The organism is Marinomonas sp. ATLA20 (genome assembly GCF_057180105.1).
Window position 1 is genome coordinate 86,473 of sequence record NZ_JBXUKU010000011.1, and the last position, 12,370, is coordinate 98,842.

At 42.2% G+C, this 12,370-nt stretch carries 10 protein-coding genes; 1 reads left to right on the top strand and 9 read right to left on the bottom strand.

The window, feature by feature from the left end:
• Positions 1–16 precede the first annotated feature (16 nt).
• The 8 genes from acpS to glgC form a co-directional block, all read right to left on the bottom strand.
• Positions 17–400 (bottom strand): holo-ACP synthase, encoded by a 384-nt coding sequence (gene acpS / locus AC2A4J_RS16630; protein WP_484176814.1) that lies wholly within the window; start codon positions 398–400, stop codon positions 17–19.
• 27 nt (positions 401–427) lie between these two features.
• Positions 428–1,165 carry a DNA repair protein RecO gene (recO, locus tag AC2A4J_RS16635; RefSeq protein WP_484176815.1) on the bottom strand — a complete coding sequence of 246 codons (738 nt, stop codon included), beginning with the start codon at positions 1,163–1,165 and terminating at the stop codon, positions 428–430.
• Between the two features lie 5 nt (positions 1,166–1,170).
• Positions 1,171–2,079 carry a GTPase Era gene (gene era / locus AC2A4J_RS16640; protein WP_255828266.1) on the bottom strand — a complete coding sequence of 303 codons (909 nt, stop codon included), beginning with the start codon at positions 2,077–2,079 and terminating at the stop codon, positions 1,171–1,173.
• Positions 2,072–2,755: a ribonuclease III gene (gene rnc / locus AC2A4J_RS16645; RefSeq protein WP_113917248.1), complete on the bottom strand. Its 684-nt coding sequence runs from the start codon at positions 2,753–2,755 to the stop codon at positions 2,072–2,074. Before rnc ends, era begins: the two co-directional genes overlap by 8 nt.
• 18 nt (positions 2,756–2,773) lie before the next feature.
• Positions 2,774–3,598, bottom strand: a complete 825-nt coding sequence (gene lepB / locus AC2A4J_RS16650) for a signal peptidase I (protein ID WP_484176816.1) — start codon at positions 3,596–3,598, stop codon at positions 2,774–2,776.
• 50 nt (positions 3,599–3,648) lie between these two features.
• On the bottom strand, positions 3,649–5,454 hold the full coding sequence (gene lepA / locus AC2A4J_RS16655; RefSeq protein ID WP_255828264.1) for a translation elongation factor 4: 1,806 nt from the start codon (positions 5,452–5,454) through the stop codon (positions 3,649–3,651).
• A 236-nt stretch (positions 5,455–5,690) separates the two neighbouring features.
• Entirely contained in the window at positions 5,691–6,323 is a 633-nt protein-coding gene (locus AC2A4J_RS16660; protein WP_255828263.1) for a riboflavin synthase subunit alpha, read from the bottom strand.
• 374 nt (positions 6,324–6,697) lie between these two features.
• Positions 6,698–7,948 (bottom strand): glucose-1-phosphate adenylyltransferase, encoded by a 1,251-nt coding sequence (gene glgC / locus AC2A4J_RS16665; protein WP_484176817.1) that lies wholly within the window; start codon positions 7,946–7,948, stop codon positions 6,698–6,700.
• Between the two features lie 93 nt (positions 7,949–8,041).
• Between glgC and glgA the strand changes: the two genes are divergently transcribed.
• Positions 8,042–9,478: a glycogen synthase GlgA gene (gene glgA, locus AC2A4J_RS16670; protein ID WP_484176818.1), complete on the top strand. Its 1,437-nt coding sequence runs from the start codon at positions 8,042–8,044 to the stop codon at positions 9,476–9,478.
• A 1,252-nt stretch (positions 9,479–10,730) separates the two neighbouring features.
• On the opposite strand, the gene AC2A4J_RS16675 is transcribed toward glgA, so the two are convergent.
• The gene (locus AC2A4J_RS16675) at positions 10,731–12,149 is read right to left on the bottom strand and encodes an esterase-like activity of phytase family protein (protein WP_484176819.1); all 1,419 of its coding nucleotides are present in this window, start codon (positions 12,147–12,149) and stop codon (positions 10,731–10,733) included.
• Positions 12,150–12,370: the final 221 nt, after the last annotated feature.

Sequence of the window (12,370 nt, forward strand, 5' to 3'; positions counted from 1 at the left end):
TGCTATTTAGATTCTTCTATTTAGACTCAAGAATGACAAAAGCCTGAGCATAGGCTTTTTCGTCTGTCAGACTTAAATGCCAAGATACCGGAAAATCGTAACGAGCCGTGATACTCTCATCCACGATAAGTACAGGCTGACCAGAAGACAGATTACTAACGTTAAAATGCTGAAAGCTGACCCCAGACCCAATACCCGTTCCTAATGCCTTTACTGCAGCTTCTTTTGCTGCGAAACGTTTAGCGACATAGGCGTTCGCTTTCTCTAAGTTGCTAATTTGTGCCCAACGAGCTTTCTCATCGTCGGTTAATATTCTATCGATGAATCGCTCACCTAATCGCTCAATAGATTGAGCAATACGAGATATTTCTACTAAATCAGTGCCAACACCAATAATCAAACACTCACCTCTTTATAGAACTCATTTTCACAAAGCACGAAAAATAGGCACACCTAAATGTCGCTCCCCTTGAAAAGGTTGTTTCGGTAATAAGCGTCTGGAAACGACGGGCTTACCATTCAACAAACTGTCCAGCCAATTACGATGCAATTCTTTGGCGAGACTCAAAACCTGCTTATCAGTCCACTTACCAGCGTGATAATCGAGTGCAACCCGCCCTTCTACAAACAACATGGGTGTTTGTTTAGGTATTTCGCCATAATAAGGCCGCAGACCAAACTTATAATGAAACTGATAAAGCTGACGCGCCTCAAGCGCCTCTCCCCGACCGGTTGATATCATATTAATACCAACACCCAATTCAGAGAAAAGCCCGACTTCAAAGCGCCTTAACAAAGGTGCTATCGGAGCACCAGCATGTAAGTTTTCAATTAACCATTTATAGAGTTCAAAAACATCTGGCAATGGTAAGTTAACAGGCAGCAGTTTCTCAAGCAGCTCATGTACATAAAGTGCCGCGTAAAGAGGCAGCCCCTCTAGAGAGGAGGCTGACTTTATCGACTCTAAGCTTTTTACGGTTTTTAAATCACCACGGCCAGAAAACTCCATTTCATAACATAAAAAAGGCCCAGGTATGACCCGAGCCTCTTTTTTTGGTAATCGCCATACTCCCCTAATCAAACCCTGCTCAAGCGTTAACATATCAAGCAGGATTTTACTGTCCTGAAAAGGGCGGGTATGAATAACATACGCAGAAACGCGCATCGGATTTATTCTTCCTGATAACCTAGACTGGCCAACGCACGCTCATCATCAGACCAACCAGAACGTATTTTAATCCAGAGGTTCAACATCACTTTATGCTGAAACAAGTTCTCCATATCAATACGCGCTTCCTTACCGATAAGCTTAAGTTTTTCACCACGCTCACCGATAATAATGCGCTTTTGGCCGTTTCGCTCAACCAAAATCAAAGCACTAATATGAATAGCAGATTCCTCAAAAACAAATTCTTCAATCTGTACAGCCACTTCATAAGGTACTTCTTGACCAAGCTGACGAGTGATTTTTTCACGAACAATTTCCGCGGCCAAAAAACGCGAACTACGGTTCGTTATCTGATCTTCAGGGTAAAACTGTGTGCCTTCTGGAATGTAGCTTTCAACTAAGCGCTCCAAACGGTCCAAGTTGTTATTGCGCAGTGCTGATATTGGTACGATCTGAGCGAAATTCATCCGATCAGATAAATTAGCTAAGCGTGGCAAAAGGTCTTCTTTCTGATCCAATTGATCCACTTTATTCACTACCAAAATAACAGGGCAGCGAGCATGCTTGACCTTTTGAAGAACCGACTCATCTTCCTCTGTCCATCTATCCGCATCAATAACAAACAACACAACATCAACATCTTTCAACGCGGCGGCGGCTGTTTTATTCATAATACGATTGATGGCTTTCGCTTCACCTAAATGCAATCCAGGTGTGTCAACATAAATGGCCTGAACATGACCTTCTGTTTTTACGCCTAAAATCTGATCTCGGGTTGTCTGCGGCTTACGTGAAGTAATCGATAATTTTTGACCCAAGATGTGATTAAGCAAGGTTGATTTACCCACATTTGGGCGACCAACAATGGCGATATAACCACAGTGCGTAACTTCAACTTCAGCTTCAGACATCTTTCTTTTCCAATTTTTTCAATGCTTTTGCAGCAGCATTTTGCTCTGCAATTCGGCGGCTATTACCCTTACCTTCAATGAACTCTTCACAAAGCTCTATATGACAATGCACATAAAAAGTCTGATCGTGAGGGTCACCTACAATATTAACCACATCATATTGAGGTAATGCATGTTTACGAGCCTGCAAAAACTCTTGTAGACGAGTTTTTGCATCTTTAGTGACAATTTTTAACGATGTCGCATTTAGACGCTCTTTATACCACTCTAAAATATGCTGACGACAAACATCCATACCAGCATCTAGGTACATGGCGCCTATGATCCCTTCGACGGTGTCTGCCAAAATAGAATCACGTCTAAAACCACCACTCTTTAGCTCTCCAGCTCCCAGTTTAAGATAGTCACCTAACTCAAACTCCCTTGCCAATTCAGCCAAAGTATCACCTTTAACCAACGAGGCTCTCAAGCGGCTTAATTCGCCTTCTTTGGCTTTTGGAAAACGGTGAAAAAGATCTTCCGCAATCACATAGTTAAGAATAGAGTCACCCAAAAACTCAAGGCGCTCATTATTTTTTCCACCAAAACTACGGTGCGTTAGCGCCAGTTCAAGCAGTCCAAGGTCAGCAAAAAAGTAACCAATTCGCCGACTCAGCTTCTGATACAATGAACTCAAAATGTCTCCAAAAAATACTTATTCAATCAAACCGTTATTTTTAAAGCTTGGGATACTGAAAAACTTATCCCAATGTAGCCACACATAAAAGGCGCGACCCTTCATGTTTTCATCTGGGACAAAACCCCAGAAGCGGCTGTCTGCGCTGTTATCTCGATTATCACCCATAACAAAGTAATGCCCTGCAGGAACAGTCCATTCTCCTTCATGGGGGGTAAATCGATAACTATTATAAATATCGTGCTGTACGCCACCCAAGTTTTCGCTAAACAACTCAACCGGCTCTTGATCCGGGTTCAATGACACTGACAATTTAGCTAAAAGCTCTTTACTCACTTGCTTACCATTTATCGTCAATATCTTATTGTGATAACTAATATTATCGCCAGGTAAACCGACTAAACGTTTAATATAGTTTAAATCAGGTTTTAGCGGATACTTAAAAACCACTACATCACCACGTTTTGGCTCTGTTGTAGGAATGATAGTGGTATTTAAAACAGGCAAGCGAAGACCGTAGTCAAATTTATTTACTAGAATGAAATCGCCTATTTTAAGTGTTGGCAGCATAGAACCAGAGGGAATTTGAAAAGGTTCCACAACAAAAGAGCGAAGCCCAAAGATAACAGCGATAATAATGAAGTATGACTTCACTTCTGCAACAAACTTAGGCGTCTGTGCCAATCGTTGCTGAGCATCTTTGCTCAAGGCCGCTCGCGTTTCGCTTGCCATATTTGCCATCACCGCTTTACGTTTTGGCAAATACACAATACGGTCGTAAACCCAGAAGACACCCGTCACCAAAAACGCTATGGCCAGTATCAATTCGAAATCAAAACCCATACTTCATTTCTCCACCAAGATGTGCACTAGCACACCTGTTGATTATCTGGCTAGCTATCCAGTTGTAAAACAGCAAGGAAAGCAGACTGTGGCACTTCAACGTTACCAACCTGCTTCATGCGTTTTTTACCTTCTTTCTGCTTCTGCAACAGTTTCTTCTTACGGCTTACGTCGCCACCGTAACATTTGGCAATAACGTTTTTACGCAACGCTTTCACCGTGGTACGTGAAATCACTTTCGCACCAACTGCACCTTGGATTGCGACGTCAAACATCTGGCGAGGAATCAAGTCCTTCATTTTTTCACACAAAGCTCGACCTCTGAACTGCACGTTATCTTTGTGCATAATCAGTGCTAGTGCATCCACTCGCTCGCCATTAATCAATATATCCAAACGGCACAAGGGTGCTGGGCTAAAATGAGAAAAACTGTAATCCAAAGAAGCGAAACCGCGACTACAAGATTTCAATTTATCAAAGAAGTCCATAACCACTTCGTTCATTGGTAGCTGATAGCGCAACTGCACTTGTCGGCCAACATATAACATGTCTTTCTGAATACCACGCTTCTCAACACACAGAGTAATAACGTTCCCCAAGTACTCTTGTGGCACCAAAATATTGGCTTCCACAATAGGTTCACGCATTTCTTTAATGGTGGCAGGATCAGGCATTTTTGAAGGGCTATCTACATTAATAACGTCACCGTTATTTAGCTCCACTTCAAACACTACCGTTGGCGCAGTGGTAATCAAATCCAGATCATATTCACGCTCTAAACGTTCCTGTATGATTTCCATATGAAGCATCCCTAAGAAGCCACAACGAAAACCAAAACCTAGTGCATCAGAACTTTCAGGCTCAAAGAACAAAGACGCATCATTTAGTGTCAATTTATCCAAAGCGACACGAAAATCTTCGTATTGATCCGAGCTTACAGGGAAAACACCTGCATAAACTTGTGGTTTAACTTTTTGGAAACCCGCTAATTGAGGAACATCAGGAGTCGACGTATGGGTAATGGTATCACCCACTGGCGCACCATGAATGTCTTTAATACCCGCAACAACATAACCTACTTCCCCCGCTCTCAACACGCCAGTTTCTTTACGTTTTGGCGTAAAAATACCAGCCATATCAACAGGGTGAGACATCTTAGTAGATTTAATATAAATCTTATCTTTCTTGCGTAAAGTACCTTGCTTAATACGAACAAGGGAAACCACACCCAGATAATTATCAAACCAAGAGTCGATAATAAGCGCTTGAAGCGGCGCATCCACATCGCCTTCCGGAGGTGGAATGGTCGCAACTAAACGTTCTAAAACATCATCAACGCCCATGCCAGTTTTTGCAGAACAGGTCACAGCATTCATTGCATCGATACCAATGATCTCTTCAATTTCAGCACTGACGCGTTCGGGTTCAGCTTGAGGCAAGTCAATTTTGTTCAATACCGGCATAACTTCGAGACCTTGCTCGATGGCGGTATAGCAGTTAGCAACAGATTGGGCTTCAACACCTTGCGCCGCATCAACCACCAGCAATGCACCTTCACAGGCTGCAAGAGAACGTGAGACCTCATAAGAGAAATCAACATGCCCCGGTGTATCGATAAAGTTCAATTGATAAACTTGACCATCTTTCGCATGGTAATCCAGCGTGACGCTTTGCGCCTTGATGGTAATGCCTCGTTCACGCTCGATGTCCATAGAATCGAGAACCTGAGCAGACATCTCACGCTCGCTCAAACCTTCACAAGTCTGAATGAAGCGATCGGCTAAGGTCGATTTTCCGTGGTCGATATGGGCAATTATAGAAAAATTGCGTATGTGCTTAAGATTATTGGAAGACACTATTTACTCACACTTTAAAAGCGATGTTTGAATGATTACCTGTTGATAAATACGTCACCTATGCACATTTTTTAATCTAAATCGTGCATTCGTTAGCTAACATCATCATGTAAGCCAAATGGAAAAATTTATCAACAAGTATTCAGAATAGAAATTGGCGAGCATTCTACCGAAAATCGAGCGCGGACTCCATTTATTTCAGAGATCAAACAAGATGGAGCCTCAACAACTTGCCTTTACGGTAAGACAATGCCTCGTTCCTTCAAAATGCGCTCTACAGTATCGACAGTAGCTTGCGTATGCGCATCTATCTCAAGATTCACTTTATCGCCAACCGACAAACTACCAAAGGTAGTCAACCTGAGCGTTTCAGGAATTAAAGACACCTCCAACCAATCATTGCCAATATCACTAATCGTCAAACTCGCTCCATTCAAGCCGACGTAACCTTTATTGAATAGGTAACGTCTCGCATCGACTTCATCTTGGCGATCAGTTGTAAAACGAATATGGACACTTTCTTCAATTTTTTCGATAAGGGACACAGTAACAGACGTCATGATATGGCCAGACATTACATGCCCGCCAATCTCATCGCCCATTTTTGCGGCACGTTCAAAATTAACTACATCGCCTGCCTGTAAAAGGCCAATATTGGTTAATGCTAACGTGGTATCAATAACGTCAAATGTCAGTACATCATGTCCCATTTCCGCAACAGTAAGACAAACACCATTTATCGCCACACTCGCGCCAAGTTGCTGGCTCAACATAACCCCAGCAGGAAAAACAATTTCAAGGCGCTTATTTCGCCCAACTTGACTCGCTGTCTGGACAGTCGCCGTGCCCTGAACAATACCCGTAAACATAAAACGCCCTCACTTTCAGGTGAAAATATAAACACATTAGTCAATTAACATACGTTAAATCAAAGACTGAAGAAGAAATGAACACCTATGATCAAAGCTGCATAGTGACTGGTTCTGCGTAAGTTATCAAAGATTCACCAATAGGGTTATCCACAGGTTACGGGGATAACCAACATTCAACCTGATAACTAAAATTCTTAACCCTACTAATGCGCCCAATTTATTGTTTTTCAAGCACTGCAAAAACAATAGTTAAATAAATACCAACCAACAACGAAAGAAAATACACATTTTCACTTATTTTAGAGATAAAAAAACCGCTTTAAAAAGCGGTTTGTCTTCATTCAAAACAAAACTAAATCACCCAAAAATGGCTAGGCTAGTGCTTCGATCATTTCTTGTGTCACCAGGGTAATACCATCTGAATTTCGATAAAAACGCGCCGCATCCGCAGCAGGATCTTCACCAATAACCGTACCTTCTGGGATACAGCAATCAGAGTTAACAACCACTTTAGTCAAACGACAGTGTCGCCCAATATCGCAACGAGGCAATATGACCGATTTGTTTACATGAGAATAAGAGTTTACGCGGACATTATTAAATAAAATGGACTGCTCAACCGTTGAGCCTGATACGATACAACCCGCTGACACCACAGAATTTAACGCGGTACCAATTCGCTCTTCGTAGTTATAATTAAACTTGGCTGCTGGTCGCTGATATTGAGCCGTACGAATAGGCCACTCTTCATCATACAAATCCAGTTCAGGAACCAAACGAGTCAAATCCATATTGGCTTCCCAATAGGCCGTCAACGTCCCCACATCACGCCAGTAAGGATCATCAGGATAGTTCTTGTTATCGATGACACTGTTAGCAAAATGATGCGCTTTAATTTTACTGCGGCCCACAAATAGCGGAATCAAATCCTTACCGAAATCATGACTGGATGCATCATCACTCGCATCTGAGCGTAAATTTTCAGACAAGAATTTAGTGTTAAAAATATAAATCCCCATGCTCGCAAGCGAGACATCAGGCTTACCAGGCATCGTTGGTGGGTTAGAAGGCTTTTCTTCGAACGCTATAATATTATCGTTTTCATCCACATGCATGATGCCAAACTGATCGGCCTCTTTCAGCGGAACTTCTATACAAGCGACAGTTACATCCGCCCCACTTTCAATATGGTCTTGTAACATAAGGCTATAATCTTGTTTATAAACATGATCGCCAGCAAGAATCAAAATGTATTCGCTGTCTAAATCATTAATCATGCTTAGATTTTGGTAAACCGCATCCGCTGTGCCACGATACCAATCACTACCTGTTTGCTGTTGGGCGGGCCAGAGCTCAATAAATTCATTGAAGTCAGAACGTAGGAAGTTCCATCCTCGTTGAACATGTTGATTTAAAGTGTGAGAGCGATATTGCGTGAGGACAGCAATACGTCGCATGCCTGAATTGATACAATTAGAAAGCGGAAAATCAATAATTTTATACTTGCCGGCAATGGGCACGGCAGGTTTAGAACGGTTATCTGTTAATTGCTTTAATCTTGAACCACGTCCACCGGCTAGAATAATGGACAGAGTTTTCATACGCGCCGTATTTAAATCCATGTAATGCCCTTAAAATTTTTATCAACACACTCTATTCGAAGTTTCATTTAGGTATACTCTTATCATTATTCCAAATCAATAAGATGCCTAATAATGAAAATACTATTTGCTGCCTCCGAAATTTATCCCTTAATCAAAACAGGTGGCTTAGCCGATGTAGCTGGCGCCCTTCCCGTTGCTTTGAGAAAAAAAGGCCACGATGTCAAACTGATAATGCCCGCTTACCAAGGCATATTAGAAAAGGTAGCGCCAATTCAAAAGAGTATCAACCTAGGAAATCCATTTGGGGTTGGAGATTTGTTACTTCTTGAAACTCATATCCCCGAAAATGACACGCCAATTTGGCTCTTACAATGCCAAGCTCTTTATGAACGGGAAGACGGGCCCTATGTCGATAAAAACGGTATAGACTTCGAAGACAACCACATCCGTTTTGCCGCGCTATCATGGGCTGCCGCTACCTTAGCGCTGCATGGGCACCTAATGGATTGGCAAGCCGACATTCTCCATTTAAATGATTGGCAAACAGGCTTTGCAGCCGCCTATTTGGAAAGCTGGAAAACAGAGCATATCCCCGTTGTCACGACCGTACATAATTTACGCTATAACGGTAGTTTTGACATGGATCAATTTTCCGCCATGCAGTTATCTCCAGAATTACTCAGCATGCATGGCATGGAGTTTTATGGCAGATTCTCTGGCCTTAAAGCGGGTTTAGTCTACGCAAATGCAATCACCACCGTCAGCGCCACTTATGCCCAAGAAATTCTCACACCAGAATATGGCGACGGACTAGATGGCACTCTAAGGGCCATGCAAAACAAGTTAGTCGGTATTTTAAATGGTGTCGACTACGATCAATGGTCACCAGAGAAAGATACATTAATTCCACAAAACTACAGCACAGACACGCTCAATCAAAAACAAGCCAACAAGCTCGCTTTATTACAAGAGAACAGTCTATCAGAAGATCTAAACCAACCAGTGTTTGGTGTTGTCAGCCGACTAACCGAGCAAAAGGGATTAGATCTTATTTTGCAAGTTGTACCTGCTATATTGGAGAAAGGAGCCCGACTTATAGTATTAGGTTCAGGCGATAAATATCTAGAAAACCAGTATTTAGAGCTTCAAAACGATTACCCAAAACAAGTCTCTGTGCGGATTGGATACTTTGAAGATTATTCGCATCGCCTCCAAGCTGGCATTGATGCCTTGCTTATTCCATCGCGCTTTGAACCTTGCGGATTAACACAACTCTATGCGCTTAAATACGGAACCCTACCGGTAGTAAGGCAAACAGGAGGCTTAGCCGATACCGTGTTTGAAGAAGGGGAGAAAGCGAACGGGTTTGTTTTCAAAGATGCCAATGCAGCATCTTTGCAAGCGGCAATGGAACGTACAGTTGAGAGCTTCCATGACGCCACTAATTGGCGACAAAAGCAACAAAATGCAATGAGTTATGACTACAGCTGGGAAGCGGTAACCGATCAGTGGATTCAGCTCTATGAGTCCTTGATAATAAGCTCGTGAGTCTACTCTCTCTGAAATAATCAGCTACGGTAACAGCCTAACAGTCACCTATAGCATGGCAGGTTATACTAAGTAATGGGGTTCAATACGATCCATTTTATATGTAGCCGTAGGCTGGTTGACGACTATTCTGATCAATCAAGCTATACCTGAGACCGTGCATGAGGCATCTCAACTGGCCATGCCCTTTCCGGGGGTAATACTGGTAGCCATCTCCTGGCAGACATGATGGCCGAGCGAAACGTCCATATTGAACCTGCCCATCATCTAACTGAATCGATATTTCATGTTGTCGAGTGAATGTCGCGCATAAGTTCGGTTACCCAATCCACAAGCACACGTCTGGCGATAGAAAACGTTGATGCAGATAGAGTAAGGTTACTACCACGGACGCAGACTACTAGTCAGTCAGAACTTCTGATCAGCATACAGATGATCTGATACTACTTTTCAGCAAGCTGTGCCAGCCCGAATCTATCAAGGCACATTTTTATTGAGAAGCCTGTCTCATTGGCGGGCGCTGACAAAGTACATTTCAGCCGCTTACTTGGCGCGACCTGAAAATAATGGACGACTCGGTGATGAGATAAGTCTTCTGAAGTCTGTGGGATACCCTTTTCTTCAAGATATGCGTCATATTAACACCAATGACATCAACCTTATAGCTATCTGACAATGCTTTTAGGGGACATGTTCAGCCCAGACGGCAGCGCCAAGTACCATACAGATTCATATTTACTGCCGTGATTACCATTACGCAAGCTCAAGAAAATCGGCGATCAAGTCGCTCCAGACGGGTCTTGGTCTTGTATTGATGCAGAAGATTTTCTATGAAATGTGGAATGGGGTGTAGTTAGTTAAGCATATGATGGGATAATTGATTAAGTGATCAAGCCTTCCAGTATTAAAGCAACTTACCCAATGTTAGCGTGCCAAAGTTATGAAGCGCTTTATTGTACAACCACTAAGGTAGGCCCGGCTAACCGGATAGACAATGATGGTTCGTTGATAGAAACTGAGGCAATTTTTTCTGCAGGATTTCCTGAAGTTAGGTGTACAGGAGCACTAAATCATTAGTTCATAAAGCACTTTTGCAAACAGCTTTTGTATCTACATATTGTGCGTGTATGTAAACCTGACTTGAAAGCAGATACGCGTCAATTCAGGAGCACTGGATAATAGCTCTGTTTTGTTTCGGATATAACTTTGGCATTCCTTTTTATGAAACCCTTTCGTTGTATCGATAAGTCGATCAATTACCCATCAAATCCGCTTTAATGATGTAGAGACGATTAGAGTCAACCATGTTTTTATCAAGGTGCTTTTGCTCCAATTTGCCTTTCGTCGACCAAGTAGCAAAATCATCATCATTCAACACTCCAAGATGATTGTTATCAATTACCCACAAGCCTTCCATTTTATCATGTGGATAAGAAACCGCTTTCACCATATCAACAACCAAGGTTTTGCTAACGGGTTTAATTCCTTTGTCTGCCAACGCTTGCCAGCCATTTTTAATTGCGAACTGCTCTAGTGTTAAGCCGTCAATCATCAAACCATGGCTTGCATCACGCTTAACGGACTTAGACAAAGCGATAGAAGACAGAGGAGTGGCTGTTGTTAGATCAATACGATAAACATGCTTTTGTGCATTCGGCTTAGCTTTAGAGTCACCATCGGGGCCGCCTAATAAGAAAGCACCGTCTCGCTCGATCACCAAAAACTTATTCGCTGTTAAAGCAGAAATTTCAGAGTTCGAGTTTTCATTTTTTTCTTGGCGATACAAATACTGTTCAGTTTTGCCAGTGGTTAAATTCAACGTCACAATACGCGTTAAATTACTTTTTTGAGCTGCTTTATTTGGGTTCTGCAAAGTCGACTGCATGATGCCCACTAAGGTCGTTTCGTCTGGCGTAATGGCTAGCCCCTCCATGCCTCGGTTGGCTCGACGGTGTGCAAAGACAGCAGGAAGGTGATAGATATCACGACTGTCGTCTTTAAAAGCATTAATACGACCTATCTCGACACCATTACTATCAAAATGAACAATGTGTGGCCCATATTCATCACTCACCCAAAACGTACCGTCTTTAAGTGCAACTAAACCTTCGCCATCCAAACCGTAATCATCAAGCTTAATAGGGTTAGTGGTCTTATCGTAAGGCTTATTGTCATTTACTAAAACAGGCTGACCATTTGAATGATAAGGCGTCTCACCTGTGCCACCTAATGCAGACGTATTTGGCAAACCAGAAATCAAACTGCCTTCTGGTCGCTTCAGCAAAATGCTTTTTATCATAGAAACAGTGCCATCTTCGGCTACTTCAAACAAACCAATACGAGGTGTGTAAGAGGCCACAGGAAAGCTTTTACCTTTTCCATAATCGCCACTATAGTTAGCATTTGGACCACGATCAGTTAATGCATAAAACTGATTCGCTTGATTTGGATTTGCCGTCATTGCCGAGCCAAAACCACCATTGCGAATTTCAAATGACTGATTCGTCTTACCATCAATCAAATCATCACGTAATACAGAGTAAGGCAACTCACTGCCTCGCTTTGGGACATTATCAACAAAACTTAATGCTGAAGTCGCTGTAGAGTGATTTGCACAACCAAATAAAACCCCAACAGAAATCAAACTCGCTAACCAAATCTTACTTATCATTTCTTCGCCCTTTTTGTAAAATCGCACATCAGTGCATCTTATAATTCTCAATTAAGGGTAAAGACTTGCCATGACGATTTAATGACGCCTAAATAAAAGCCCCTTATAAGCGACCAAAATAAGCACACTTAATAAAAGTCATAATTTTTCATTTTACGGTTGAAGTTTGCACAGAGGTCAATACAATAAATTCACGCCATATATAAATGATATAAAAACCA

Coding starts and splice junctions, on each gene's coding strand:
- recO (WP_484176815.1), bottom strand. CDS start 1,165: ATGCGCGTTTCTGCGTATGTTATTCATACCCGCCCTTTTCAGGACAGT.
- era (WP_255828266.1), bottom strand. CDS start 2,079: ATGTCTGAAGCTGAAGTTGAAGTTACGCACTGTGGTTATATCGCCATT.
- lepB (WP_484176816.1), bottom strand. CDS start 3,598: ATGGGTTTTGATTTCGAATTGATACTGGCCATAGCGTTTTTGGTGACG.
- AC2A4J_RS16660 (WP_255828263.1), bottom strand. CDS start 6,323: ATGTTTACGGGTATTGTTCAGGGCACGGCGACTGTCCAGACAGCGAGT.
- glgC (WP_484176817.1), bottom strand. CDS start 7,948: ATGGATTTAAATACGGCGCGTATGAAAACTCTGTCCATTATTCTAGCC.
- glgA (WP_484176818.1), top strand. CDS start 8,042: ATGAAAATACTATTTGCTGCCTCCGAAATTTATCCCTTAATCAAAACA.
- AC2A4J_RS16675 (WP_484176819.1), bottom strand. CDS start 12,149: ATGATAAGTAAGATTTGGTTAGCGAGTTTGATTTCTGTTGGGGTTTTA.